At 70.8% G+C, this 26,481-nt stretch carries 23 protein-coding genes; 14 read left to right on the forward strand and 9 right to left on the reverse strand.

All coding sequences use genetic code 11. The annotated features are described in order from the left end of the window. Window positions 1-82: 82 nt before the first annotated feature. The gene (locus FRCN3DRAFT_RS0221365) at window positions 83-1,447 is read right to left on the reverse strand and encodes a YhgE/Pip domain-containing protein (protein ID WP_007510124.1); all 1,365 of its coding nucleotides are present in this window, start codon (window positions 1,445-1,447) and stop codon (window positions 83-85) included. Between the two features lie 88 nt (window positions 1,448-1,535). Continuing rightward, window positions 1,536-2,234: an alpha/beta fold hydrolase gene (locus tag FRCN3DRAFT_RS0221370; protein WP_007510117.1), complete on the reverse strand. Its 699-nt coding sequence runs from the start codon at window positions 2,232-2,234 to the stop codon at window positions 1,536-1,538. Between the two features lie 929 nt (window positions 2,235-3,163). On the opposite strand from FRCN3DRAFT_RS0221370, the gene FRCN3DRAFT_RS0221380 reads away from it, so the two are divergent. From FRCN3DRAFT_RS0221380 to FRCN3DRAFT_RS0221400, 5 genes are all read left to right on the forward strand, one after another. Then, window positions 3,164-4,435: an ABC transporter substrate-binding protein gene (locus FRCN3DRAFT_RS0221380; RefSeq protein ID WP_035925044.1), complete on the forward strand. Its 1,272-nt coding sequence runs from the start codon at window positions 3,164-3,166 to the stop codon at window positions 4,433-4,435. A gap of 164 nt (window positions 4,436-4,599) precedes the next feature. Beyond that, on the forward strand, window positions 4,600-5,415 hold the full coding sequence (locus tag FRCN3DRAFT_RS0221385) for a dienelactone hydrolase family protein (RefSeq protein WP_007510110.1): 816 nt from the start codon (window positions 4,600-4,602) through the stop codon (window positions 5,413-5,415). A gap of 92 nt (window positions 5,416-5,507) precedes the next feature. Next, window positions 5,508-5,855 (forward strand): ArsR/SmtB family transcription factor, encoded by a 348-nt coding sequence (locus FRCN3DRAFT_RS0221390; protein WP_007510108.1) that lies wholly within the window; start codon window positions 5,508-5,510, stop codon window positions 5,853-5,855. Further along, complete coding sequence (locus FRCN3DRAFT_RS45550) at window positions 5,852-6,319, forward strand: SRPBCC family protein (protein WP_007510106.1); 468 nt, start codon at window positions 5,852-5,854, stop codon at window positions 6,317-6,319. Before FRCN3DRAFT_RS0221390 ends, FRCN3DRAFT_RS45550 begins: the two co-directional genes overlap by 4 nt. Continuing rightward, window positions 6,316-6,672 (forward strand): nuclear transport factor 2 family protein, encoded by a 357-nt coding sequence (locus tag FRCN3DRAFT_RS0221400; RefSeq protein WP_007510104.1) that lies wholly within the window; start codon window positions 6,316-6,318, stop codon window positions 6,670-6,672. Before FRCN3DRAFT_RS45550 ends, FRCN3DRAFT_RS0221400 begins: the two co-directional genes overlap by 4 nt. 90 nt (window positions 6,673-6,762) lie before the next feature. Here FRCN3DRAFT_RS0221400 and FRCN3DRAFT_RS0221405 read toward each other — a convergent pair whose 3' ends face one another. Both FRCN3DRAFT_RS0221405 and FRCN3DRAFT_RS0221415 read right to left on the reverse strand, forming a co-directional pair. Further along, window positions 6,763-7,611 carry a DUF1206 domain-containing protein gene (locus FRCN3DRAFT_RS0221405; RefSeq protein ID WP_007510102.1) on the reverse strand — a complete coding sequence of 283 codons (849 nt, stop codon included), beginning with the start codon at window positions 7,609-7,611 and terminating at the stop codon, window positions 6,763-6,765. 247 nt (window positions 7,612-7,858) lie between these two features. Then, window positions 7,859-8,326, reverse strand: a complete 468-nt coding sequence (locus FRCN3DRAFT_RS0221415; protein ID WP_007510101.1) for a MarR family winged helix-turn-helix transcriptional regulator — start codon at window positions 8,324-8,326, stop codon at window positions 7,859-7,861. Between the two features lie 148 nt (window positions 8,327-8,474). On the opposite strand from FRCN3DRAFT_RS0221415, the gene FRCN3DRAFT_RS0221420 reads away from it, so the two are divergent. Then, window positions 8,475-9,935, forward strand: a complete 1,461-nt coding sequence (locus tag FRCN3DRAFT_RS0221420; protein ID WP_027140812.1) for an MFS transporter — start codon at window positions 8,475-8,477, stop codon at window positions 9,933-9,935. A gap of 26 nt (window positions 9,936-9,961) precedes the next feature. Here the strand turns inward: FRCN3DRAFT_RS0221420 and FRCN3DRAFT_RS49705 are convergent, their stop codons facing one another. Beyond that, the gene (locus FRCN3DRAFT_RS49705) at window positions 9,962-10,891 is read right to left on the reverse strand and encodes a carboxymuconolactone decarboxylase family protein (RefSeq protein WP_007510091.1); all 930 of its coding nucleotides are present in this window, start codon (window positions 10,889-10,891) and stop codon (window positions 9,962-9,964) included. Window positions 10,892-11,168: 277 nt separating this feature from the next. Here FRCN3DRAFT_RS49705 and FRCN3DRAFT_RS0221430 point away from each other — a divergent pair, with 277 nt between their 5' ends. The 7 genes from FRCN3DRAFT_RS0221430 to FRCN3DRAFT_RS0221460 all read left to right on the forward strand — a co-directional run bounded on the left by FRCN3DRAFT_RS0221430 (window position 11,169) and on the right by FRCN3DRAFT_RS0221460 (window position 20,887). Continuing rightward, on the forward strand, window positions 11,169-12,362 hold the full coding sequence (locus tag FRCN3DRAFT_RS0221430) for an ROK family transcriptional regulator (RefSeq protein ID WP_007510090.1): 1,194 nt from the start codon (window positions 11,169-11,171) through the stop codon (window positions 12,360-12,362). A 435-nt stretch (window positions 12,363-12,797) separates the two neighbouring features. Further along, entirely contained in the window at window positions 12,798-14,336 is a 1,539-nt protein-coding gene (locus FRCN3DRAFT_RS0221435; RefSeq protein WP_232794101.1) for a sugar ABC transporter ATP-binding protein, read from the forward strand. After that, window positions 14,333-15,595, forward strand: coding sequence for an ABC transporter permease (locus FRCN3DRAFT_RS45565; protein ID WP_007510088.1), 1,263 nt, complete (start codon window positions 14,333-14,335; stop codon window positions 15,593-15,595). Before FRCN3DRAFT_RS0221435 ends, FRCN3DRAFT_RS45565 begins: the two co-directional genes overlap by 4 nt. An 80-nt stretch (window positions 15,596-15,675) precedes the next feature. Then, the gene (locus tag FRCN3DRAFT_RS0221445; protein ID WP_007510086.1) at window positions 15,676-16,749 is read left to right on the forward strand and encodes a substrate-binding domain-containing protein; all 1,074 of its coding nucleotides are present in this window, start codon (window positions 15,676-15,678) and stop codon (window positions 16,747-16,749) included. 152 nt (window positions 16,750-16,901) lie between these two features. Beyond that, on the forward strand, window positions 16,902-18,116 hold the full coding sequence (locus FRCN3DRAFT_RS0221450) for a Gfo/Idh/MocA family protein (RefSeq protein ID WP_007510085.1): 1,215 nt from the start codon (window positions 16,902-16,904) through the stop codon (window positions 18,114-18,116). 85 nt (window positions 18,117-18,201) lie between these two features. After that, a complete protein-coding gene (locus FRCN3DRAFT_RS0221455; RefSeq protein WP_007510083.1) occupies window positions 18,202-19,209 on the forward strand; it encodes a sugar phosphate isomerase/epimerase family protein in 1,008 nt (335 codons plus the stop codon). A gap of 1,414 nt (window positions 19,210-20,623) precedes the next feature. Next, on the forward strand, window positions 20,624-20,887 hold the full coding sequence (locus FRCN3DRAFT_RS0221460; protein WP_027140814.1) for a hypothetical protein: 264 nt from the start codon (window positions 20,624-20,626) through the stop codon (window positions 20,885-20,887). 548 nt (window positions 20,888-21,435) lie between these two features. Here FRCN3DRAFT_RS0221460 and FRCN3DRAFT_RS0221465 read toward each other — a convergent pair. Further along, window positions 21,436-21,879, reverse strand: coding sequence for a DUF3592 domain-containing protein (locus tag FRCN3DRAFT_RS0221465; protein WP_007510078.1), 444 nt, complete (start codon window positions 21,877-21,879; stop codon window positions 21,436-21,438). A gap of 207 nt (window positions 21,880-22,086) precedes the next feature. Here FRCN3DRAFT_RS0221465 and FRCN3DRAFT_RS0221470 point away from each other — a divergent pair, with 207 nt between their 5' ends. Further along, window positions 22,087-22,689 (forward strand): PaaI family thioesterase, encoded by a 603-nt coding sequence (locus FRCN3DRAFT_RS0221470; RefSeq protein WP_007510077.1) that lies wholly within the window; start codon window positions 22,087-22,089, stop codon window positions 22,687-22,689. A 219-nt stretch (window positions 22,690-22,908) separates the two neighbouring features. On the opposite strand, the gene FRCN3DRAFT_RS45570 is transcribed toward FRCN3DRAFT_RS0221470, so the two are convergent. The 3 genes from FRCN3DRAFT_RS45570 to FRCN3DRAFT_RS0221485 form a co-directional block, all read right to left on the reverse strand. Continuing rightward, window positions 22,909-24,114, reverse strand: a complete 1,206-nt coding sequence (locus tag FRCN3DRAFT_RS45570; RefSeq protein WP_198536013.1) for an RCC1 domain-containing protein — start codon at window positions 24,112-24,114, stop codon at window positions 22,909-22,911. Between the two features lie 681 nt (window positions 24,115-24,795). Beyond that, window positions 24,796-25,305, reverse strand: a complete 510-nt coding sequence (locus tag FRCN3DRAFT_RS0221480; protein WP_007510075.1) for a hypothetical protein — start codon at window positions 25,303-25,305, stop codon at window positions 24,796-24,798. A 287-nt stretch (window positions 25,306-25,592) separates the two neighbouring features. After that, window positions 25,593-26,477, reverse strand: coding sequence for a carbohydrate ABC transporter permease (locus FRCN3DRAFT_RS0221485; RefSeq protein WP_232794102.1), 885 nt, complete (start codon window positions 26,475-26,477; stop codon window positions 25,593-25,595). Window positions 26,478-26,481: the final 4 nt, after the last annotated feature.

The raw sequence follows: 26,481 nt of genomic DNA on the forward strand, positions 1-26,481 counted from the left end.
GTGGCCGGGCCGCGGACTGGCCCGGCGCTTCGACCCTTGACTCCTGTCCGTCCATTTCTCGGGCAGCGATCCCGCTGACGTCTCATTCGGCCCGTCCCTGGGACCTGTAGTCCTGGACGGCGCGGCCGACGTACGTCAGGAGCTCCGGAGTCATCCGGTGCATCGCCCGGCGGTCGTACCAGCGGACGATCAGGGTGCCCACGGCGAGCCAGCAGAGCAGGCCGATCGAGGCCGCCGCGACGCCGCGGGTCAGGCCCGCGTCGGCCTGGGCGCCGAAGTACAGGATGGCCCGGTCACCGGCGAGGATCTGCCGCAGCGGCTCGGCCTCGCTGAGCAGCCGGAAGAAGCCGGGTAGTGCCTCGATGGGCACGGTCCCACCGGCCGAGGCCAGGCCCGCGTAGACGAACAACAGGAGGGCGACGAGCTGCCCGGGAGTGCCGAGCACGGCGAAGAGCACGATCGTCCCGGCGGCGACGCTGGCCGCGCTCAGCCACGCGTACAGCCACAACAGCAGCGGATGCGGAGCGTCCATGCCCACGGCACCGGCCGCCACCGCGATCATCAGGCCGGTCACCACGGCGGTCAGGACCGCGGCCATCGCCCACTTGATCAGCAAGGTCCGCCACCGGCTGATCGCCGTTGGTTGGAGCTGGGTCCACCGGGGGCCGACCTCGGAGGTGCCGTAGCCGAGGGCCGCGTCCACCGTGCCGTGCAGGACGGTGCCGGTCAGGAACCCGCACATGAGGGTCAGCAGGGCCAGGTAGAAGGCGCTCAGGCCCAGCGCGCTGCTCGCGGGCGGGGGGTGGAACTGGCTGGTCGTGACCGTCACCGGGTTGGCCAGGAACGCCGTCGTCGCGGCGTCCTGGGGACCCGTGCCGGCACCCGCCGTGAGCTGGTCGCTGGTCGCCCGCGAGGCCGCGGCGAGCGCGGGCTGCAGGATGCCGGTGGCCAGGCTCGCCCCCAGCGTGCCGGCCCGCGGGTTGGTCAGCAGCTGGACTGCCCCGCCGCCCGTCGCCCCGGCCGTCGGCAGACCAGCGGTCGGCAGACCAGCCTTCGCCAGGAGCGAGGCGGTGAAGTCAGGCGGGATCACGACCGTCGCGTAGGCGCGCCCGCGGTTCATGGCTCGTTCGGCCGCGGGCATGGTCACGAGCTCCAGGCGCAGCCGGTCGGACAGCGCGGGGCTCGCCCGCAGACCGGTCTCGATCTGCCTGCCGATGTCGAGGTGTTCCGTCCCCAGAGTGGCCCCGCGGTCGCTGTTCACCACCTCGACCGGCAGGCCGCGCACATGGGCCACCGGGTCCACCGCTGACCCGAGGTACAGCGCGGTCATCGCCGCGACGACCACCGAGGCCAGGATCAGCGGCAGCACCCACACCGCGCGTTTGCGCAGCAGGTCGCGCGCGCGAACCGGAAAATCATCCCGCGGGGTCTCGTTCTCCGGACTCAACAGACCGTCTCGTTTCACTCGGACCCCGCGGGCCGCTCGGTATGTGGCCAGCCAGCGGCCGTGGTGACGGCGGCCGTGGGCTTCCGGCTCAGGCGGACACTGACTTGACAGCCGTCCTGATCAGATCGGCCACGACGGTCGGCTGGGAGAACATCACCAGGTGTGACGAGTCCACCTCGATGGTGTCGGCCCCCGCGCGCTGGTAGCCGAAGCGCTCGACCTCCGGATTGATGGCGCGGTCCGAGGTGGCCACGAGACCCCATGCCGGCCTGGTGTGCCAGGCGGCGGCGGGCGCCTTGTCGCCGAACGCCGCCGCGGACAACGGCCGCTGTGACACGGCGAGCACCGCGGTGACGGCCGGGTCGACGTCGTGGGCGAAGACCGCCGGGAACTTCTCGACGTCGACCGAGAGGTCGACGCCGCCCGGGAAGGGCGTCGCGACCAGCGCCTGGGCCAGGTCGGAGTCGGGGAAGCGGCCCTGGAGCTCGCCCAGCGCCTCGCCTTCCTCCAGGACGAAGCCGGCGAGATAGACCAGGGCCTTCACGTTCTCGGCGGCACCGGCCACGGTGGCGACCGCGCAGCCGTACGAGTGGCCGACGAGGACGACGGGGCCGTCGATGGCCGCGAGGACCGACCCGATGTACTCGGCGTCGCCGATGAGCGAACGGTTCGGCACGGCGGGTGCCACCACCCTGAGGCCGTCGGCGAGCAGCTCGGGAATCACCCGGGCGAAGCTGGACGCGTCGGCGAAGGCGCCGTGAACGAGGACGACGGTTGGCTGCGGCATGCTCTTCGGCTCCCTTGATCTAAGTCGTGAGGCCCGAGTACACCACCGGTTAGTTGACGATTAGTGCATCATCACTTCACGGGGCTGCGCTGACTGAACGCCGACTGAGGGAGGCCGTGGTCAGGGGTCCAGACGCAGCGTCCCCGTCAGGTCCGGACGGAGCACGCATGTGACCGTGTACGTCCCGGCGTGGAACGGCGCCGACGCCGAGGGGCACGCCGACGACCGCGGTGGCTACGACGGTGGGGACGGCGACCGCGACGGTGACCGTGGCGGTGCTGGCGACCGCGACGGTGGTGGCGACGGCGGTCGCGTTCGGCGGCTGACGAACTGGCTCACGACCGTCCTGACCAAAGCATCCACGACGGCGCGAGACCCTGGAGTTTGACGCAAGACTTCCCGCATCGACTTCAGTTATGCATCGGTGCGCTCCTCGGGCACCGGCGTCCCGTGGGGCTCAGGATCCCCACAGCGGAGTCCGGTTGAAATTCCGGCGGCTCCGCCGACCGCCCACGATCCGACGCGGAAAGAATGACTGCCAAGCGCCGATAGCGCTGCCAGCCGAGACCTCGACGTTTCCGCTGCGGCTATTCTCCGCTACCGCCGGCCCGCCACCCTTCACACGCGGCCGGAGGCAGGACTCCCGTCAGATCTGACTTGGAGGCCCATCTTGCCTCGCCAGAATGGTCACGCACGACTCCGCCCGTGGGCTCTATACCGGTCGTGTCGCTCACCCGGCTTATATGGCCTCGCCGGAAAGAGATGGTCGTCCCCGACCCGCGCGAGGGGATGACATGCCACGATCGCCGCACTGCCGCCAGGCATCCCGTGGCTGGTTTCGCTGGCTACCGGGACGCAGTCGTCGGCCGAGTACACAGTCCCCCTTCCCCGCCTTCCTGGCCGCCGGACCCCGCCCGGGTGCCCGGGTCGTGTTCGGACATGGCGTTCCACGCCCGACGGCGCTGCTCGCCGCGGCGCTGGCCACGGCCATGGCCGCCGGCTGCTCGACACCAGGCGGCGCGAGCGGCCGCCCCAGTATGGCGGCGTGCGACACCCCCGGCTACGGCGCCCACGAGATACGGCTGGGCCTCGTCTATCCCGACAGCGGCATCGTCGCGGGGCCCCTGTCCGCCGCGAGGAGCGGATTCCACGTCCGCCTCGAGCAGGCGAACGCCGACGGCGGAATACACGGCCGCGAGCTGGTCTACACCTGGAAGGACGACGCCGGCGACGCGAGCCAGAACCTCGAGGCCGTGCGCGAGCTCGTCGGGCCAGAGAGCGTCTTCGGGCTCGTCGAGGCGACCGTCAGCGCCTCCGGCGGCGCCGACTACTTGCAGAAGCGCGGCATCCCCGTGACCGGAATACCCGCCGAGGCCTTTTGGTCGGACCCCCGCTACCGGAACATGTTCACCTTCGCATACCCGTTCGCCAACGGGCCCTCCGTCACCACGTTCGGTGAATTCGCGAAGGCCCAGGGCGTCACCCGGGCGGCCATGATCCAGACCGACGTCACCTCCGCCTCGAACGATCTCGCCGCGAAAATCATCAGCAGTTTCGCGGCGGCCGGCATCCCCATCGCGCCCGGCCCCTTCGTCTTCAAGCCGATGCTCACCGACCCCGTGGATTTCGGCCGGCGGCTGGCCACGGCCCAGGTCGACGTGGTCGCCTCGGCGCTGGGCAGCGACGATCTCGCCCGGTTGGTGCGGGGCATGCACCAGGCCGGCGCGCCGGTGAAGGTCGTTCTTTCTCCCAACGGATACGACACGTCGCTGATCCAGCGGTACGGCGGCACGGTGGCGGGCCTGACCGCCGCCCTCAACTACGTCCCTTTCGAGATCGGCGGACCGGCCCACCAGAAATACCTCCGCGCAATGAGCAGCTTCGCACCCGAGCTCCAACCGCCCGACCAGGAGCTCGCCTTCATCACCTATATCCTCACCGATCTCTTCCTCGACGGCCTCCAGAGAGCCGGCGACTGCCCGACCCGCGCCGAGTTCATCGACGCCCTGCGCGCCAGCACCTATGACGGCGGCGGATTGCTGCCCGCCCCCGTCGACATGACCAGGGACTTCGGGCAGGTCGCCCTCTGCTACACGTTCATGCAGGTCAACGCGGCGGGAACCGGCTACCAGGTCGTGCCGAGCGAGGACGCCAACCCGGCGAACCGCAACCGCTGGTGCGGCCACCGGCTCGACCAGTAGCGGCACCGGCCCCGCCACCCTGGCCGCTGGACCGTCGGATCGTGGCCAACCGACGTCGAGCTGCACGCGCCGGCGCCGGTCAGGGTCATTCCCTGGCGCCATGGCTCCACGGCCCAGGTGAGTGGCGGGGTGTTCTCGCCAGGGCGATCTGGTTGACTCCCGCCATGGCCGACGACAGCCTCGCCGATTTCGAGGCGACTACCTTCACCCATGACGGCAAGTCCAGGACCGTGTACCGGGCCGGCACGGGCCCGGCCGTGATCGTGATCGCCGAGATGCCGGGTATCACGCCGAAGGTGGCCGCATTCGCCCGCCAGGTCGTCGGCATCGGCTGTACCGCGGTGATGCCGCACCTGTTCGGCGTCCCCGGCAAGGACCCATTCGCGGCCGGCAGGTTGGGCTCCGTGCGGTACACGCTGTCGTCGCTTGTTCCAGCCTGCGTCAGCCGGGAATTCACCATCTGGGCGACGAGCCGGACGTCACCTGTCGTCTCCTGGCTACGCGCGCTGGCCGCGGACGAACACGCGCGCTGTGGCGGGCCTGGTGTCGGCGCCATCGGCATGTGCTTCACGGGCGGGTTCGCGCTGGCGATGGCGACGCACCCCAGCCTGATCGCTCCTGTGCTCGCGGAGCCGTCCTTGCCGTTTCCCTTCTCCAAGGCCAAGAAGGGGTCCATCGACTGTTCCGCCGCCGACCTGGAGGTAGTCAAGGGACGGTGCGCGGCGGAGAGCCTGCAGGTGCTTGGCCTCCGTTTCCAGGGCGACGCCTTCTCCCCTGGTGAGCGCTTCCGGTTCCTCCGGGAGCAGCTGGGTGACGCCTTCGTCGCCATCGAGCTGGCCGACCGCGCCGCCAACCCCGAGGCGACGATGAAGCCGCACTCCGTCCTCACCGAGCACCTCATCGACGAGCCGGGCCAGCCCACCCGGGCGGCGCTCGACCAGGTTCTCGACCTGTTCCGAACCCGTCTCCTACCGGCCTAGTACATCGGCGGCACAGCCTCGCGGGAGCCGACGGAGGCCCACATCCACAAACGATGGCTTGCGAAAGCGAACGTTTGCATTAGGGTGTGGCCATGCCCTCTCCGCCCCTGGCGTCCGGCCCAGAACTCGACCTGGCCTTCGCCGCCCTCGGCGACCCCATCCGTCGCGCCTTGGTGACTCGTCTCGCGAGCGGTGACGCCACGGTCGGAGAGCTCGCCGAACCGTTCGACCTGACCCCGCAGGCGATCTCCCACCATGTCGGCGTCCTGCGGCGCAGCGGCCTGGTCGAGCAGCGACGCGAGGGCACCAGACGCCACTGCCGACTGAGAGTCGACCAGCTGTCGCTGCTCGGCACGTGGATCGACGAGCAGCGCCGCGCCTGGGACGACCGGCTCGACGCCCTCGAACAGCACCTCACCGAGGGCGGAGCGGGCCGTTGACCGCCAGCGCGGAGCTCCGCGGCGACGAACTGATCGCCAAACGCCACCTCCCGGCCGAACCCGAACGCGTCTGGGCCGCCTTCACCTCACCGGCGAGCATCGCGGCGTTCTGGGGCGGCTCGCACGCCACCGTGCCCCCGGAGTCCGTCACCGTCGACCTGCGTCCCGGCGGAGAGTTCACGCTCGACACCCGCGCGCCCGACGGCGCCACCCGCCGGCTCCGGTTCGTCTACGTGAGCATCGCCGCGCCGCGCGAGCTCGTGTTCGACGAGCCCGTCACAGGTCTGCGCACCACCGTCAGCGTGCGCCCCGCCGGCGACGGCACGGACCTCACCGTCCACCAGCGCCGGCTTCCCCGTGAGCTACGGACAGCCCAGGCGGCCGGCGGACTCGCCTCGATCCTCGACGCCCTCGCCGCGCACCTGCGGCGCCACCAGCCCGCACCAGGACGGAGAACGCCATGACACCGACGACCCAGCGCGACGCCGTCGCCGAGTACTTCGACGGATTCCGCGTGGGCGACCACGCGCGCATCCTCGCGACCCTCACCGACGACGTCGAGTGGGTCATCCACGGCCACCGGACCACCCACGGCAAGACCGAGTTCGACGGCGAGATCGAGAATCCGGCGTTCACCGGCAGCCCCGCGCTCGACGTCCAGCGTGTCCTCGAGGACGGCCCGGTCGTCATCACCACCGGCGAGGGCCGCGGCGCCACCGTCGAGCACGGCCCGTTTCGGTTCGCCTTCAACGACCTGTTCACGTTCCGCGACGGGTACATAGCCCGCGTCGATTCCTACGTCGTCCCGCTGCCCTGAGGGCGGCGTGCCCGCCGCGGCCCGCCGGGCGAGGGCCCGTCCGGCGAGGGACGTCGGGCGGCGGCTTCGCGGCTGCGTTCGCCGCGGTCCTTAGAGCTTCCGGTAACGGGCCTCGAAGAAGGAGTAGGCGCCGAACAGCGCCAACCCGACCGCGCAGATCCCGAGCAGCCAGGGACCGTAGGCGTGCCCGGCGATCGACTTCAGGGTGCCGTCCAGCCCCTTCGCCTCGTTCGGGTCGAAGTCCACCGCGGCCTTCGTCACGAAGAAGCCCGCCAGGCCGAACACGACGCCCCTGGCGACGTAGCCGGCTCGCCCGGTGCCGACGGTCAGCTTCTTGACCCCCGGCTTCATCTCGCCGGTGCGCAGCTTCTTCTCGAACTTGGTGGTCACGCCACGCCAGATCATGCCGACGCCGACGCCGATCACCACGATGCCCACCAGGCCGACGAGCCAGCGCCCACCGGTGTGGCCCATGACCCGGGCGGTGTAGGGGGCCGGCTCGCCGGAGCCGCCGTGCCCCGAGGTGAGGAACTTGATGGTGCTGCCCGCGATGGCGAGGTAGATCGCGCCGCGGACGGCGGACGTGGCCCGCTTGGCGGCCCGCTTCTTGCCGTCGTTCTCGTCCGTGTGCCCAACAGCGGCGTCCAGCAGCCGCCACGCCGCGTAACCGAAGAAGCCGATGATCAGGATGACCAGCACGGCGGTGCCGAACGGCTTGTCGGCGATCTGGCGAAGCGCGCCCTCGCGGTTCGTCTTCTCGCCGCTGTGTCCCGCGGCGACCTGCACGGCGAGTATGCCGATCAGCAGGTAGACCAGTCCGCGCGAGGCGAGCCCAAGCCGGGCCGTCGCGGTCACCGCCTTGCTGTGTTTGGCCTTCTGGGCCTGACCGCGGCCTTCGGCCAGTGGGGCGCCGGGTCGCGACGCGCTTTTCACCGTCACCGTTCCTCCGCGGAATGAGTCGCTGGATGATCCCCCCAGACGCTGCCCCCGCTGGGCGGCGGACAAACCGCGCATCGCTATCTGCCGCCCGCCGGACGGCTCGACCCTGCGTGACTTCGACCTTGCGTGCGCCCCGACTCTGCGTGAGCTCGGCCCTCTACGTGATCTCGAGCCTCTGCGTGAGCTCGACCCTGTGTGCGAGCTCGACCGTCTGGGAGCTCGACCTGGCGTGCGACGTGAACTCGGCCTAGCGCGCGACGTCCGCCGGGCGCGGCCACGGCCGTCCGCTGCGGCGTTCGATGCCGGCGTTGAAACGTCGCAGGAACTCCGCGAAGGCGGCGACCTCGTCGGCCGTCCAGTCCGCCAGGACGTCGTCGATGCCGGCGATGATGTCGGCGCGCTGCTCGTCGAGGCGGCGGGCGCCCTCGTCGGTGATCCGGAACTTCCTGGCCATCCCACCGTCGGGATCGGGGATGCGGTCGACCAGGCCCTCGGCGCGCATGGCGGCGGTCTGGCGATGCAGCGTGGAGACGTCCAGCCCGAACGCCTCGCTGAGCTGCCCGAGCGACATCGGGCCCTGCACGCGGATCCGGCTGAGCAGGATGTAGGCGCTGCGCTCGAGACCGCCAGGCCGGTGCCCCCCACGCGCGGTCAGGTGGGCGTACCGGCCGAGCAGCATGCCCTCGTACTCGATCAGGTGCGTGGGCCGGTCCATCACGCTCCTCCTCGCGGCCTACCCGACCCGTGTCTACCACGTCGCGTGCGCCCTACATGGAGTTTGCACTATACAAACAGTTTGTATCGCGCAAATCGAACCGTGCCAGCGACCAGGACAGCGACAGGGACGAGGTAACGAGGTGCCCGTGCACGGCTCCGCGCCGGCCACCCGCCCGGGCTTGATCGTGGCCGTACTGGCCGCGGGCGGCATCGTGGCCACGCTCATGCAGACCCTGGTAGTGCCACTCATCGGCGAGCTGCCCCAGCTGCTGCACACCAGCGCCGTCAACGCGTCGTGGGTGGTGACCGCCACGCTGCTCGCCGGCTCGGCCGCCATCTCGGCGATCGGCCGGCTGAGCGACCTGCACGGCAACCGCCGCCTGCTTCTGACGTGTACTGGGGCGCTCCTGGTCGGTTCGGTGATCTGTGCGCTGGCCGGGTCCCTGGTCCCGCTGGTCATCGGACGGGCGCTGCAGGGCGTCGGCCTGGGCGTGGTCCCCGTCGGGATCAGCGCGCTGCGGGAGCTGGTCCCGCCGCAGCGGCTGGGGTCGGCGATCGCGCTGGTCAGCTCCTCCCTCGGCATCGGCGGCGCGCTCGGCCTGCCGTTCTCCGCGCTGATGGCCCAGCACTTCGGCTGGCACACGCTGTTCTGGACCGCCGCCGGGCTCAGCGCGGCGGTCGGCGCGCTGATCTGGCTGGCGGTTCCCGTGACGCCCGCGAGGAGTCAGGGCCACTTCGACGCCGCCGGCGGGATCGGGATCGGGATCGGGCTGATCTGCCTGTTGCTGGGCGTGTCCAAGGGCGCGGACTGGGGATGGGCGAGCGGGACCACGCTCGGTCTGTTCGCGGCGTCGTTGGTGACGTTCACCGTCTGGGGCTGGTGGGAGCTGCGCATCACCGACCCGCTGGTCAACCTCCGGGTCGCGGCTCGGCGCCAGGTGCTGATGACCAACCTCGCGTCGGCCGTGCTGGGGTTCGCGCTGTATGCCTCCCAGCTGATCCTGCCGCAGTTGTTGCAGCTCTCCCGGAGCACGGGCTACGGCCTGGGGCAGTCCATGCTGGCCACCGGCCTCTGGATGGCCCCCTCGGGCCTGCTCATGCTCCTGGTCTCGCCCGTCGGCGCGAGGCTGTCGGCGTCGCGCGGACCCAAGATCACCCTCATCGCGGGCAGCCTGATCATCGCGGTGGGGTATGGATCCTCGATGGTGCTGCTCGGTACCACGTGGGGCCTGCTGATCGTCTCCTGCGTCTGCATGGTCGGCGTCGCCTTCGCCTACGGCGCGATGCCCGCGCTGATCATGGGCGCGGTCCCGCCCTCCGAGACCGGTTCCGCCACCAGTTTCAACACCCTGTCCCGCTCCATCGGCATCACGATGGCCGCGGCGGTGGTCGGCCTGGTGCTTTCCCAGCTGACCACTCAGCTGGGAACCCGGTCCGTGCCCTCGGAGAGCGGTTTCCGCCTCGGTCTCCTGATCGGTTGCGCCGTCGCGCTCGCCGCCGCCGCCGTCGCGCTCGCGATCCCGTCCCGGCGAGCCGCCGCCCACGTCGGCGCGCTCGAACCCTCCGCTTCCGCGAACGTCGTGCCCTCCGTCGACATGGTGACCTGAGGGTCTAGACGTGGTGACCTGAGGGTCTAGAGGAGCGAGAGCTGGAGCGTGCCGTCGGCGTTGATGACCATGCCGGTGAGACCGTCCCCGCTGGCCGGGGCGTCCATGTCGAGGGCGACCAGGGTCTTCTGGTAGTTCCACGCGCTGACGTCGAGGGAGAGCTCGACCAGCTGGGCGGTGGAGAAATGCGTGCGCAGCTCCGCCCGAAGCTCGGGGGTGATCTGGCGGGGCCCCGTCATGTGGGCGTCGGCATAGCGCAGCGCCGCCCGCCGCGCCGGCGAGAACGCCGGGTCGTCGGCGTAGCCGCCCAGCCGGGCAAACAGCTCCTCGTCGACGACGACCAGGCCGTCGACGACGAACCGCAACGACAGGCAGGTGCGGCAGTCGTGGTAGCTGGCCGCCCGCAGCCGGACCAGCTCGGTGGTCACCGGGTCCAGCGCCGACAGTCCCAGCGCGGCATCGTGGAACAGGAGGTTCGCCGCCGCGAGCGACTTGTGCTCGCGCGGCGCCACGTCGGGTGGGACGTCGCCGAACTCCCCCGGGTCGAACAGCCTGCCATGCCCGACGACCAGCCGGGCCGCCTGGTCGAACACGTACATGGCGTCGACCAGTTCACGGGTCCCACGCCCGCGGAGCCGTTCGCGCAGCACCCCGACCAGGTCGGGCCGTCTGGTCGCGACGTGGCGGACGAACCCGTCGGTGAACTCGATGACCGCCTGGCCGAGCGGATCGGCGGCAGCTTCCCCGGCCGGAACCGCGCCGGCCGGAGCCGCGCCGGCGGCCGGCGCGAGGCCGTGCCCGGCTGCGACCCGGCCCCGGACGAGGTCGAGCAGCCGCGGCTCGACCCTGGCCAGGGCCGCGTCCCACCCGGCTCGCAGCCAGCTCGCCGCGGCCGGCGCGACGGCTCGGATCGACTCGAGCCCGGACGCCGGAACCAGTACCTGGGAAGCGGACACGCGGATCACCTCAGGACGTGGACGGGCTCACCCGCGGTCCGGTCCGGTCGACACGGCACCGCCAGCCGAGTGACGGGGATCACCTCCAACCATCATCACCGACCAGCGGTCACCGCGCAGCCATCCCGGATAATGATCATCTCTGCCCGGCCGATCGCCCTCACAGCCGGGAGAAGGCGGACCGAGACCTGGCGGTGAACCTGGTCGTCGCCTGCTTCCGTCCGACGGCGTCCTGACGACCGCATATGATCGGCCGGCCCGCACGACAGGAGCCGCCATGGCCTCGACCCTCGCCGCCGGTGCGGAGAACACCACCCAGGCGCGCATCCTGCGCCACCTCCGCGACGGCGGTCCGCTCTCCCGCGTCGAGCTGGCGGAACGCATCGGCACGTCCCGCACGACGGTGGCCACCGAGGTGAGCCGGCTCGCCGAGCTGGGCCTGGTGGACGACATCGGACCGGGCGTGTCCCGGGGCGGTCGGCGTGCCACCCTGGTCGACCTGGCGGGGCGGCTGCGTTTCGTCGGGGTCGACGTCGGCGCCACCTCGTTGACGGTCGGGATCACCGACGGTCGGCTGCAGGTACTCGTGCAGCGCGAGGAGGACCTCGACGTGCGCCGCGGCGCGGAGCACGTGCTCGGCCGCGTCCTGGAGCTGACCAGGAAGCTGCTCGCCGAACAGCAGCTGGCCCGGCCGGCGGGGCTCGGCATCGGGCTGCCCGGGCCGGTGAACTTCCACACCGGCGTCCCGGTCGCCCCGCCGATCATGCCGGGCTGGGACGGCTACCCGGTGCGCGACGTGCTGGCCCGCGAGCTCGGCTGCCACGTGCTGGTCGACAACGACGTCAACGCGATGGCGCTCGGCGAGCTGCACGCCGGTGTCGCCCGGTCGGCGCGGGACTTCCTCTTCGTCAAGATCGGCACAGGCATCGGCTGCGGCATCGTGGTCGACGGCCGGCTCTACCGCGGGGTCGACGGCTGCGCCGGCGACATCGGGCACATCCAGGCCGAGGAGTCCGGGCCGCCCTGCGCCTGCGGGAACTCCGGCTGCCTGGAGGCCTTCTTCGGCGGCGCCGCGCTGGCCAGGGACGCGGCCGCGGCCGCCCGGTCCGGCCGCTCCCCGGAGCTCGCGGCACTGGCCGCCGGCGGTGGCGTGCTGACCGCCGCCGACGTCGGCACCGCGGCCCGGCACGGCGACCAGGCAGCCCTCGCGTTGATCCGCGACGGCGGCCGGCGGGTCGGCACCGTGCTCGCCGGCCTCGTCTCGTTCTTCAACCCGGGCCTGGTCGTCATCGGCGGCGGCGTCTCCGGGCTCGGGCATCTGCTGCTGGCCGAGATCCGCGGCGTCGTGTACCGGCGGTCGCTGCCACTGGCCACCGGCAACCTGCCCGTGGTGCTCACCGAGCTGGGCGACGCGGCTGGCATCGTCGGCGCCGCCCGCCTGGCCAGCGACACGGTCTACTCCCCCGACTGACCCGCCCCCGCTCCGCTCTCCCCACCGCTCCACTCCCCCGCCCCGCCCCGCCACCGCCGCGCGGGGCCCGCCCCCCGCCGCGCCGGCGGCTCGAACCGTGGTACTTCCGTGCCGTCATAGACACCCCCATCGACCACGGTTCAACCGTCGATCACCAACTGTGGTCGATTGCGGTGTCTCCGGTGTCACTCATCGACCACAGTTGGCGGCCGAGGCGGGGCCGGAGCCCGCGGTGGCTGGTGGAGTCGTCGAAGCCGGGCCGGCCCACCGCGTGCCGGCGCGTCCTCGCGCTCCGGTCGAGGCGTCGCCAGGCCAAACTTTCGTCAATGACTTTGAAACTTCTGAAGATTAACTCTTGACCAGGCTCGGGCGGATCTCTAACTTGACTGCAGGCCGGCCAAAGTCGGGCCGGAAGTGGCACAGATCATGGGATCAGTGGTGGACAGCGCCCCCGCCTTACCGAACACGCCCGATCCACTCCTCATCGTCACTGGAGTCGTCAAGACGTTCCCCGGTGTGCGCGCGCTCGACGGCGTCGACCTGGAGGTCCGCGCCGGCGAGGTGCACTGCCTGCTTGGCCAGAACGGGGCCGGCAAGTCCACGTTGATCAAGGTGCTGTCCGGGGCGCATCAGCCCGACGCCGGCACGATCCGCTGGCGCGGCGAGCAGGTCAGCCCGCCGACGCCGACCGCCGCGACCAGGCTCGGCATCGCCACGATGTACCAGGAGCTCGACCTGGTCGACGGGTTGTCGGTCGCCGACAACATCTTCCTGGGCCACGAGCTGGCCCGCGCAGGGCTTTCCCGCCGCCGCGCGATGGACGACGCCGCCCGGGCGCTGCTCGCCCGGCTGGGCCACGCCGAGATTCCCGTGAGCCGCGAGGTCGGCCAGCTGTCCGCGGCCGGCAAGCAGGTGGTGAGCATGGCCCGCGCGCTGTCGCACGACGCGCGAATGATCATCATGGACGAGCCGTCCGCCGTGCTCGACGCGGACGAGGTCGACAACCTGTTCCGGCTGGTGGGCGACCTGACCGCGCACGGCGTCGCCGTGGTCTACATCTCGCACCGCCTCGCCGAGATCCGCCGGATCGGCGACCGGGTGACCGTCCTCAAGGACGGCCGCACCGTGGCCCGCGGGCTGCCGGCGCGCACCACGTCGACCGAGGACGTCATCCGGTTGATGACCGGCCGCGCGATCGAGCACGCGTTCCCACCCAGGGTCGGACCTGCCCCGGACGCCCCCGAGGTACTACGGGTCAGCGGCCTCGGCCGCCCGCGCGAGTTCCGCGACGTGTCGTTCGCCGTGCGGGCCGGGGAGATCGTCGGCCTGGCCGGGCTCGTCGGCTCCGGACGCTCGGAGATCCTCGAGACGGTCTACGGCGCCCGCCGGGCCGCCACCGGCGAGGTGCGGGTGGCAGGCCGACGGCTGCGCCGGGGCTCGGTCGGCGCCGCTGTCGCCGCCGGCGTCGGGCTGTGCCCCGAGGAACGCAAGAGCCAGGCCCTGCTGCCCGACGAGCCGGTCTACCGCAACATCACGCTCGCCACGCTGACCCGGTTCGCCGCCGGGCCGTTCACCCGGGAAGGCCACGAGTCGGCGGCCGCGAGCCGGCAGGCCGACGCGCTCGACATCCGGCCGGCCGGAGTCGCCCGCCCGGTGCGCACCCTGTCCGGCGGCAACCAGCAGAAGGTCGTGCTGGCCCGCTGGCTGCTGCGGGACTGCCGGGTGCTGCTGCTCGACGAGCCGACCCGCGGCGTCGACGTGGGTGCCCGCGACGAGATCTACGCCCTGATCCGCCGGCTGGCCCGGTCCGGGGTCGCCGTGGTGCTGGTCTCCAGCGAGGTGCCCGAGGTGATCGGGCTGGCCGACCGGGTGCTGGTGGTCGCCGCCGGCCGGGTCGTGCACGAGGCGGCCGCCACCGGCATCAGCGAGTCCCAGGTCCTCGACCTGGTCATGGAGGAGGGACGCGCCGCGTGAACGAGCCACGCCTGACCGACGCTCCGGCAACGGACCCGGCGGCGGCCGAGGCCCCGGCCGCCAAACCACTCGAACCGCCGACCGCGGCCGCGGCGGCCCCGGCATCGCCAGCCGAGGCACCGCCCGTCGCGGCAGGGCCCGTCGCGGCACCGCCGACGGATGAGCGGGCACGGGTCGAGCGGGCCGCGGTGGAGGCAGACGCCGCCGTCGCCCCGAGCCTCACCGGCGTTCTCACGCGCAAGACCGATCCCGGCGACGCGAGCCGGGCGCCGGGCGCGGCCGGGCGGGCGGCGCTGGGGCGGTTGCTCGGCACGGGCGCCGGCCGGAACCTCGGCCTGATCGCGGCCCTCGCGCTGATCTGCGCGGTCGGGCTGGGTACCGCCGGCGACCGGTTCGGCAGCACCGACAACGCGCTCACCATCCTGCGGCTGGCGTCGGTCATCGGCGTCGTCAGCGTCGGCATGACGTTCGTCATCGCCGGCGGCGGGATCGACCTGTCCGTGGGCGCCATCGTCGCGCTCGCCTCGGTCTGGTCGACGACGCTCGCCACCCAGAACATGGCCCGCGACTCGACGTTCCTGGTGATGGTGTTCGTGGCGCTCGCGGTCGGCGCCGTGTGCGGACTGGTCAACGGCATCCTGGTCGCCTACGGCGGGATCGTGCCGTTCATCGCGACGCTGGCGATGCTGGCATCGGCCCGCGGCCTCGCCGAGGAGATCTCGAACCGGCAGACGCAGGTGGTGCGGGTCCAGGGTTTCCGGAACTTCTTCCGCGCCGAGCCGGGCGGCATCCCGGTGCTGGTCATCATGTTCGCGCTCGTCGCGCTGGTCGGTTGGGTGGTGCTGAACCGGACCACGTTCGGCCGGCGCACGTTCGCGGTCGGCGGCAACCCCGAGGCGGCCCGGCTCGCGGGCATCAACGTGCGGCGCCAGACCCTGTGGCTCTACACGCTGCTCGGGTTCTGCTGCGGCATCGCCGCCGTCATGATCACGGCGCGGACGACGTCCGGCACGTCCACCCATGGCCTGCTCTACGAGCTGGACGCGATCGCCGCCGTGGTCATCGGCGGCACCCTGCTCTCCGGCGGGCGCGGCACGATCGTCGGCACGGTCCTCGGCGTGCTGATCTTCACCACGGTCAGCAACATCTTCACCCTGAACAACCTGACGACCTCCACCCAGGCCCTGGCCAAGGGCCTGATCATCGTGGCCGCCGTGCTCCTGCAGAAACGGCTGGCCCGGGAGTCCAGGCGGACGTGACGGCCACACAGACGCAGTGGCCACACAGACGCAGTGGCCGCACACCAGAACAGCCGCACAACGGGACAGAGGAGCAGGACATGGCACAACTGCGCGGCACATCGCTCGGTCGGCGGCGGTTTCTCGCCGGCGGCGCGGCCTTAGGCGTGGCGGGCGTCGCGACGCTCGCCGGCTGCACCAGCAACGACGACGACAACCCTGGCGACGCCGCCAACGTCTCGACCGGCGGTGGCGGCGACAACGCCGCGGCCGGCAAGCAGATCACCATCGGGTTCTCCGCCCCGGCCGCCGACCACGGCTGGATCGGCGCGATCACCCGCAACGCCCGCGCCCAGGCCGGCACGCACACCGACGTCACGCTGAAGGCGACCGAGGGCACCAACGACCTCAACCTGCAGATCAGCCAGGTGGAGACCCTCATCAACGAGGGCGTCGACGTGCTGGTGATCCTGCCGCACGACGGCAAGGCGCTGACCGAGGTGGCCCGCAAGGCGATGATCGCCAACATCCCGGTGATCAACCTCGACCGCGTCTTCGACAGCTCGCTGGCCTACCGGACCTGGATCGGCGGCGACAACTACGGCATGGGCGTCGCCGCCGGCAACTACATCGCCGGGCAGCTCAAGGCCAAGGGGGTCAGCAACCCCGTCATCGCCGAGATTCCCGGCATCGACAGTCTGCCGCTCACCCAGCAGCGCAGCCAGGGCTTCAAGGACGCGCTCGCGACCGCCGGTTTCAAGGTCGGCCCGCGGGTGCCCGCCGAGTTCACCGTCGAGTCCGGGGAACGGTCCGCCGCGAACCTGCTGCAGGCCGCGCCGCGCATCGACGCCCTCTGGAACCACGACGACGACCAGGGCATCGGCGTCCTGTCCGCGATCGACTCCGCCGGCCGCGACGAGTTCTTCCTGGTCGGCGGCGCCGGGTCCAAGGACGTCATGGACCTGATCAAGGCAGACGACGGGGTCGTCAAGGCCACCGTCACCTACCCGCCGACGATGGCGTCCTCGGCGATCAACCTGGCCCGCCTCGTCGCGCAGGGCAAGACCCTGTCGGACCTGGTCGAGAACGACGTCCCGTCGTCGATCACCCTCGCCTCCGTGACGGTCACCAAGGACAACGTCGACAGGTATCTCAAGTTCGGCTTCGCGTCCTGACGAAGTTCGGCTTCGCATCCTGACGCCCGGCGCGCCGCCGCCCTGGTGCCCGGCGCGCCGCCGTCCAGCTGCACGGCACGCCGCCGTCCTGACACGCGACGCGCCGCCGGACGAGGCATCCGAGCGACGTCCCTCACCTGGAGAATCTCTCAATGACGGAACGACAGCGGCTGGGCGTCGGGATGGTGGGCTACGCCTTCATGGGCGCCGCCCACTCCCAGGCGTGGCGCTCGGTGAACCGGTTCTTCGACCTCCCGCTGGAGGTCGACCTCGCCGCGGTGTGCGGCCGGGACCAGGAGAAGGTCGCGGCCGCGGCCGCGAAGCTGGGCTGGCGCTCCCACGAGACCGACTGGAAGGCACTGCTGCGCCGCGACGACGTCGACCTGGTCGACATCTGCACCCCCGGCTCCAGCCATGCCGAGATCGCGCTCGCCGCGCTCGCCGCCGGCAAACACGTGCTGTGCGAGAAGCCGCTCGCGAACACCGTCGAGGAGGCGCGGGCGATGGCGGACGCCGCCGAGCGGGCGGCGGCGGCGGGGGTGCGTTCGGCGGTCGGCTTCAACTACCGGAGGATCCCCGCCGCGTCGTTCGCCCGCGAGCTGGTGGCCGCCGGCCGGCTCGGCACCCTGCGCCACGTGCGCGCCGTCTACCTGCAGGACTGGCTGGTCGACCCGGAGTTCCCGCTGGCCTGGCGGCTGCGCCGGGAGATGGCCGGGTCCGGCGCGCTCGGCGACATCGGCGCGCACATCGTCGACCTCACCCAGTTCATCAGCGGCCAGCGGGTCACGGGCGTCTGCGCGCTCACCGAGACCTTCGTGCGGGAGCGGCCGCTGCCGGTGGCGGCGTCCGGCCTGTCTGCCAGCGGGCTGTCGGTCACTGAGCCGGGCGGCAACAGTGAGCAGGGCGGTGGCGGTACCGGAACCGTGACCGTGGATGACGCGGCGCTGTTCCTGGCCCGGCTCGACGGCGGGGCGCTCGCCAGCTACGAGGCGTCCCGGTTCGCGCTCGGCCGCAAGAACGGGCTGCGGATCGAGCTGAACGGCTCCGAGGGCTCGCTGGTCTTCGACCTGGAACGGCTCAACGAGCTGGAGTTCTACGACGGCCGGGTGGACGACGAGGCCGCGGGCTTCACCCGCATCCTGGTCACCGAGCCGAGCCACCCCTACCTCGACGCGTGGTGGCCGCCCGGCCATGCCCTCGGCTACGAGCACTCGTTCACCCACGAGGTCCGCGACCTGGTGGCCGCCATCGCCGCCGGCACGCCGCCGACGCCGAGCTTCACCGACGGCCTGCAGGTGCAGCTCGTCCTCGACGCGGTAGGCCGCAGCGCCGCGGGCGGCTCGTGCTGGACCCCCGTCGAGACATGACCGCGTGAAGAACTGACCGCGCGAGGAACCGGCCGCGTCGAGAACCGACCGCGAGCGAAGGTCACGAAGAAGGCGAGGACAGATCATGGCGCGACCGGTCACCCTGTTCACCGGCCAGTGGGCGGACCTGCCGTTCGAGGAGGTCGCCCGGCTGGCCGCCGGCTGGGGCTACGACGGGCTGGAGATCGCCTGCTGGGGTGACCATCTGGACGTGCGGCGGGCCGCCGAGGACGACGCCTACGTCCGGTCCCGGCTGGACATCCTGGAGAAGAACGACCTGAAGGTCTGGGCGATCTCCAACCATCTGACCGGGCAGGCGGTCTGCGACGACCCGATCGACGTCCGCCACCGGGACATCGTGCCCGCCAGGGTGTGGGGCGACGGCGACCCGGAAGGCGTGCGGGCCAGGGCCGCCGAGGAGATGGTCGCGACCGCGCACGCCGCGGCGCGCCTCGGGGTGGACACCGTCGTCGGCTTCACCGGGTCGGCGGCGTGGAAGTACGTGGCGATGTTCCCGCCGGTGTCACAGGAGCTGGTCGACGCCGGCTACCGCGACTTCGCCGACCGGTGGAACCCCGTCCTGGACGCGTTCGACGCCGCCGGGGTGCGGTTCGCGCACGAGGTGCACCCGAGCGAGATCGCCTACGACTACTGGACGACGGTGCGGGCGCTGGACGCGATCGGCCGGCGCCCGGCTTTCGGGCTGAACTGGGACCCGAGCCATTTCGTCTGGCAGGACCTCGACCCGGTCGGGTTCATGTGGGACTTCCGCGACCGGATCTACCACGTCGACTGCAAGGACGCGAAGCGCCGGGTCGGCAACGGCCGCAACGGCCGGCTCGGCTCGCACCTGCCCTGGGCGGACCCGCGGCGCGGCTGGGACTTCGTCTCGACCGGCCGCGGCGACGTCCCCTGGGACGACTCGTTCCGGATGCTGAACACGATCGGCTACGACGGTCCGATCTCGATCGAATGGGAGGACGCCGGCATGGACCGGCTGGCCGGCGCCCCGGAGGCGTTGGCGTTCGTCCGCCGCCTCGCCGTCGACCCGCCGTCCGCCGCGTTCGACGCGGCCTTCAGCTCGGGCGGCTGACCGACCGACGGCGTGTCAGGCGGGCGGCCACATCCTCCGTGAGTACTCCCCGTTGAGCGCGCCAGATCGACAGTGCACCCACCACGGCCCGTGCACCCACCACGGCCCGTCCGACTCCTCGAAACGCCACCCGCCCTCCCCAACACCCACACGGCCACGACGACACCACGTCCGAGCATTCCAGCACCCGTGTGGATCGCCGAGTCCGACCGACGCCGCCGAGCCGACGCGTCGTGGCCCAGACACTCCCCATCCACCAACCGACCGGGCCCAGGCGGCGACCTCGACCGGAACGCGTGTCCCGGCCGAGGCGACCGCCCGCGTGCGCCGCCCGCGGGAGCCGTCGTGCTCACCCGCGTCGACATCGTCTTCACGACCATGGCCCGACGACGGCGGCCCGGTCCATGTCCCATGGCGCCGGAAGCCGGTACCTGAAGGTGCGGAGTCATTCCCCAGTTCGTTAGTGGGGAGTGTAGAGCCCCACGCAGCCAATGTGACCTGCTATGTCGATACAGATGCCGATTCCACGGGTCTCCGCCGAAGCGGGAACCGCCGACGGGTCGACTCGAATCGTGCAGGGGATGCTGATGGGCTCATTCCCGAAGCCCGACTGAGAAGACGCGCTCTCCAAAGCCGAGGCAATGATGAAGCGCGCCCAGGACTCCGGCGTATGCGCAATACCCTGCATTTCATGAAGATCAATTCCCGACTGCACTGTCCCCGTCGCCATTGACGTCTCCAATCGAACGGTCCGAATATTTCAGGGATCCCGCCGCCGCGCACCCGGAGTGCGCGGTCCCTCGGGCCGCATTGTCAAGCCGCAAGCCCTTCCAGGCAACATGACGATCATTCGCGAGTCGTGCCCTGACTATTGCCACGCTCACGCACTCCATCAAACCCCCACAGCCCAACGCCGTCGGGAAAGAACGACAGCCAACGGCCCCGGACGATCCCGTCGCGCCGGCCACCGCGGGAACGATTCCATTCGCCGGCACCACCGGGCCGGCCGAGCCGGGTATCCCGTTTTAGGTCCAAGGCCGGTTCTCGGTCGCTAGATCGCCTCCTGAAGCGTGGAGCTCTGCTCGGTGACGACCATCGGGCAGCGTGTACAGGAGTCGATGCCGACCTCGGCCCACCACCGGCACCGGAACCTCAACCGACAGGCTGGTGGAGAGGCGGCTACCGCGGGAACAGCCGCCACGATCCGGCGCGCGAGGTCACATCGATGCCCATCGAAGTTCTGGCACCTCTCTCGCACACACGGGGCCCCGATCCTGAAGACCTCGGAGGGTCGCGCGGGCGCTGCCAGCGCCAGAACATCCGGTGTGACCGGTACCGGCGCGTCGAGATAGGCCAGGCGAGGGGCCGACGTAGAACCTCCCACAACTCCGAAGATGGAGGCACCGGGCATGTCGTGCGGAGCACTGGGGCAATAGAGCTCGCCCTCCAACATGGCACCGAGGTGGCCGGACGAGTCCTCGTTCGGCACCGACTAGCCCTTCCGGGCCGCGCTGTCCGGCTTGCCCTGACCAGCGGAGTACTGCTCTCCGAAGAGATCCTCGGGATACAGGATCAGCCCGAGGACGATCGGTGGCCGATGCGGGACGACAGCGCCCGCACGGGCTTCAACAGCTCGCATGGCACCACGGAGCGCGGCCTCGACCAGGTCGTCCACTGATATGCGCTGGGGAGTATCTGGCATGTTTCAATCACCTCGATACATCGGCGTCTCGGCCCGCGCAGAGTACCGACATTGATTCCGCCTCGACCGCACGACCGCCCCGGTCGGAGGGTTTTGTTTAAACCGGACACGCATACCTATGGGCACTCACCGCACCGATCCGACTCACGTTCAAAGGACCGTGAATGCCCGTCTCGGGGGCCGCCGGATTCCGGTTCCCTCCGGATGCGACCGCGCTCATGATCCGGTCGTGCCCGCGGCTCGCCTGGTCGAACTGAGATTCCGAAGATCTACTCATCGGACGAGGGACCGCCATCGACCGCTTGACGGTCCACCGCCGGTCGCGGCGCGCTGCCTCACCGGTCGTCGACGCGACCTGGATCCGATCCGCCATTCGTTCATGCCAGACCACCGTCCACCTGGCAGAACGCACCGACGCAACGATGCCCAGAATTCAGCGCAGCCGGAGTCGTCACGTCCCTCCCGACCGCGATCTCCGCATTTCGGTGGCGTTCGGACTCGGCCCGCCACCAGCCCAGCCGGTGTCAGTCGGTGAGCATCCTGATGCCGAAGTAGAGGCAGAACGGGCCGGCCGTGAAGTAGACGGGAAGCAGGAACATCGCTGACAGGACCGCGCCGAACCAGTCCGTCCTGGTCACCCAGGTCGGATCGCCTGGTCGGTACACCACCCTGACCTTGGCGCCGATTCCAGGAAAGGACGTGTCCGGGCTGCGCAGCGCGGCGGCGCGGACCTGCTCGCCGGCCCGGGTCGTGTAGTCGACGATCGGGGTGTAGATCGAGCCGCCGTCATCGCTGTCGCGTTCGATCACCTCGAAGTCGACGATGGTGGCGAGAGCGGTGTGCCCGGCGAACCGCAGCCAGAGCCGCTGGAGGATCTGGCGGAGCGTGAAGAGGCCGAGCGAGAGGAACAGCGCTCCGGCGAACACCATGCTGATGGTCGCCAGCGTCGCGATCGTCCCGACACTCATCGACCCGCGCTGGTTCGACCTGCCCGTGCACCACAGCGGCTCACGTACCAATCATCCTGTTTTGTTACCGCCCTGGCGACGTCCATTCCCCGACAGGGCCATTTCCCTGGAGGCCCGGTCCGGAGGGAAATCGGGCGCCACCGCGGGGTTCTCGACGCCAGACCCACCCTAGATTCACCTATTGAACCTAGATGGTAGGGTGCGGCCATGACGATCGCGGATCCGTCCACGTCGCCCTCGTCGGAGTCGGTGCCACCGGCACCGGAACCGGATCGGCCGGTGAGCCCGCCGCCGGCCTACGGCGCCTGGGGAGAGCCACGGCACAAGACCGTCAGCTGGCATGACCCGCTGGCGACGGCCGCGCGCGCCGCGACCATGAGTGGTCTGGAGTTCCTGCGCGCGATGCAGAACGGCGAGGTCCCGCCGCCGCCCATCGCCGCGATGTTCGGCTTCCGGCCCGTGGGCGTCGAGCCAGGAGACGTCCGGTTCGCGTGCGTCCCGGACGAGTCCGCCTACAACCCGATCGGGGTCGTGCACGGTGGGCTCGTCTGCACCCTGCTCGACACCGCCGCGGCCTGCGCGGTGCATTCCACGCTGCCGGCCGGCGTCGGCTACACCTCGATCGAGATCAAGGTGAACTACCTGCGCCCGGTGCGGGTCGAGCCGGGGACGCCGGCGGAGCTGATCACGCACGGCTGGGTCACCAAGCCGGGGCGACGGGTGGCCTTCGCGGAGGGCGACGTCCGCGACGGGGCCGGCCGGGTCGTCGCGACCGCGAGCACGACCTGCCTGGTCTTCCCCATCGCGTAACGGCGAGCCCGGGCCCCGGGTCTTCGAGGTCGCCCGATGGCCGGGCTCGCCGCCATGAGCGGGCGTCCGCGGCGGCGGCACCATACGCGCGGCGGCCATCCTCCGGGCGGGTTGATCCCGGAGAATGGCTGCCGGTCGGCGCGGTCCGGCCGGCGCTGCCGGCCAGGTCACTGGCCGGTCGCCAGGGTCGGTGGACCGGAGGGGCGGGTCAGCCGTTCGTCAGCCCTTGCCGCCCTTGTCCGGGTCTATCTTTTCCAGAATCGGCGGGGCGACCGCCAGGGTGAAGTCCATACCTGCGGAGACGTGGACGGCGCCCGTGAGCCCGGGGACCTGCGCGGGGCCCACGGGATAACCACCGACAGGGCCATGACCCAGCTGACCGTCGCTGTTGGAGCCCGAGGTCCACACGGTTCCGTCGGAGGACCGCGCCGCCGTGTGGTAATTGCGGTTTGACACCTCGGTCATGGTGGCGGGCAGGCCCTCGACCGGCCGCGGGATGGAGCCGTCGTGGTGCAACCCCAGCTCGTTGTGCTGGTTACAGCCCCAGCCGATCACCTGGCCCTGCTTGCCGTCGTGAGACGAGATGACCAAAGTGTTGGCGTCCCCAGTGGTGATCTTGATGACGTTCTCGACCCGCGGGATCCGCACCGGATCGGCATAGACCTGGTTCTGGTCGGTGCCTGGTCTCACCAGGCCGCACTCGTTGTTGCCCCAGGCCCAGACGGTGCCGTCGCCACGCACCAGCGCGCTGCTCAACTCGCTCCCGCTGATCTGGACGACGTCGGGGCCGACGCCATGGATCTCCACCGGGCTGTCGAACCATGGCTCGCTGGTGGTACCGGCACCAAGCTGGCCATCGCCGCTCTTGCCGAAGCCCCAGACCGTGCCGTCGTCCTTCAGCACAAGGCTGTGGTTCGCGCCCGCGGCGACCTGCCGGACACCATCCAGATGGGGCACCGGCTCCGGCCAGGACCTGTTGGTGCCCGCGTGCCCGTCGCCGAGCGCCCCGACGCCGTTATAGCCCCACGTCCACACGGTGCCATCGCCGCGGAGTGCCACGACGTGAGCCCGCCCGGTCGCGATCTGAACGACGCCGGTGAGCCCGGGCACCTGGGCCGGCTTGGCACGGGAATATTCCGCCGACCCGGTGCCCAGCTGGCCCCATGAGTTGATGCCCCAGGTCCAGACCGTTCCGTCCACGTCCAGCCCCACGCCGAACCCTTGACCGGCCGAGACGGCGGTCAAGGCAGGCAGGCCGACGGACTGTACAGGGCTGGACCTGTCTTCCTCCGTCCCGTCGCCAAGCTTGCCCTCGTAGTTGTCGCCCCACGCGAGGCCCGTGGGGTCATAGACGGTCGGAGCAGGAGGCCCCGCATGCACCGGTGCCGCCGTCAGCGCCAGGGACATCGCCGTCGTACTCACCACGGCGGCCACCGCCGCCCAGGCACGCCGGCGGGCACCCGGCGAGGCCGCGCCCCGTCCGGCCGGGGCCATACCCGGCCCAGGAACCGCTTCCGGTTCCCCCGATCGAGACTTCATTTCCGCCTCCTCGCGAGACATTCATCAAGGAGACCAACCACCCACGCGTACACGCCGGGGCCGGCCGCCGTCCCGATCTGGGATATCGAGACGAGGGCCAGTGAAACAAAACACCGTGTGAGAAAGCGTGTGAGGAACCCACCTGTCCGCCGACCGACAGGTAGCCGTGAATTCTGGTCAACGGCGACCAGCCAGGCGGAAAGGCACTCCGGTCGTCGGCGAGGACCGGCGACGTTCTCGTTGTCGCCGACGCCGCACCAGAGAAGCGCGGCCGTTTCAAAAGACCGTGCCGGAATGCCGGATCGGATCGTCGGCGCGGATCAAGAATCGTTCTTGGTAGGTCACGACCAGTGCGTCACCGACGAAGTCGTAGCGCCACCCCTCGCCCTGGAGGGTCTTGTCTTCGTCCTCGGAGCCGGCGAACGAGGCAACGATCTCACCCGCTCCTGGGTGACCGGGGTCCTAGGGTCAAAGGAAACGGCCCGCAGGTCCGCGAGAAACGCGGCGTGGCGCGCGGCCTGCTCCCAGGTCGGCCGCCGCACCTGGTGATCATGGTGACCCGCCTGCCTACTCGGCGGGGACCACCTTCAGCTCGACGCGACCGCCGGCGTGGTCATGCACGTCCTCGTGGCCGTGATCGTGGCCGCAGCCGCAGGCGTCGTCATCGTCGGCGAGGGAGTCGGCGAACTGCTCGATGCGCTCGAACAGGTCGTGGGCGGCCGGGATCAGCGAGTAGTACTCATGCATCATGTGATCGGCGAGGAAGATCGCCTGAGATCCGACCTCCTGGCCAACCAGCGCTCGCGCCTCGTCAAGGATCTTCTTGAGCGACGCGCGCTCGGACTCGTCCAGATCGTCGTCATCCTCGAGCGAGCTGACCAGGTCCTCGTCGATCGTGAGGGGGCCGACGTAGGCCCCGGCCGGCGCAAGGTCCTTCGCGGCCTCGAGGAAACCCTGGAGGTCGTCCTCCCAGCTGACGACCGGAAGGTCCTCATCGACCTCCGGCTCATCGGCGACGACGGCAATCCCGAGCGCCCGCAGCGACTCGGTCACCTCCCGCACCTCGACTGCCGTCATCAGTGCTCTCCTCTGCTCGGGCCGGCCAGATGACATCCGGGGCCGCTCACGATCCGTCGTCTCGACGGGACCCTACCGGTCCGCCTCCGCGGGCCAGGACAGGGAGCCACTCCCCCGCGTCGCCCTCCACCGACAGCCCAAGCCCGCGGGCTCAGGCGGTACGCGCGCCGTCCCCGCGTTCCGCGGAGCGCAAAGATGGCCGGCGCGGTTCCCGGCGGCGTTCGCCCAGCTCCAACCCGAAAGATCGCCAGGACCGTACTGGGATCCGAACGCCGGGCCCCGGCCGGTCACTTGATTCCCGTGTTCGCGATCGAGCTGACGAAGTACCGCTGGCCGGCGAGGAACAGCAGCATCACCGGGATCTGGCTCATCAGCGTCGCGGCCATGAGCACCGGCCAGTCCGTGAAATGGGCGCTCTGGAAGGTCGCGAGCCCTATCTGGACGGTCATCACGTCGGATGAGGACGTCACGACGAGCGGCCACAGGAATTCGTTCCAGACCGTCAGGAAGGTCAGCACGGCCACGGTGCTCAGCGGCGGCCCCATCAGGGGCAGCAGAACGCTGCGCAGGATCCGGAGACGGCTGGCGCCGTCGATGAGTGCCGCCTCCTCCAGCTCGACCGGCAGCGTCAGGAAGAACTGCCGCAGCAGGTAGATCCCGAACGGCGTCACCAGGTTCGGGACGATGAGCGCCGGCAGCGTGTTGACGATCCCCAGGTACTTGACGATGAGCAGCGTCGGGATCATCAGAATCTGGAACGGGACCATCAGCGTCGCGAGGATCGCGCCGAAGGCCAGCCGGCTGCCCGGGAAGCGGAGCCGGGCGAACGCGTAGCCGGCGAGGCTGCACAGAACCAGGTTGGTCACCACGCAGGTCACCGACACGATCGCGCTGTTGAGCAGCCAACGGCCGAACGGCGCCTCGGTCCAGGCCTGCGAGAAGTTGTCCCAGTGCAGCGCGTGCGGCACGCCCGGCGGGAACCGGCGGGTCTCCTCCAGCGTCGAGAGCGACGTCCCGAGCATGAAGAGCAGGGGCACGATCATCAGCAGCGACGAGGGAATGAGCACGAGGTGCCAGCCCGAAGGCCGGCGCCACCGGCGTCGTCCTGGCGGCGCGGCGGCCGGCGCGACCGGTTCGGTCACGACCGGCTCCAGCATGACCGGTTCCGTCACGACC

It is taken from the genome of Pseudofrankia saprophytica (assembly GCF_000235425.2).
GTDB classification, from domain to species: domain Bacteria; phylum Actinomycetota; class Actinomycetes; order Frankiales; family Frankiaceae; genus Pseudofrankia; species Pseudofrankia saprophytica.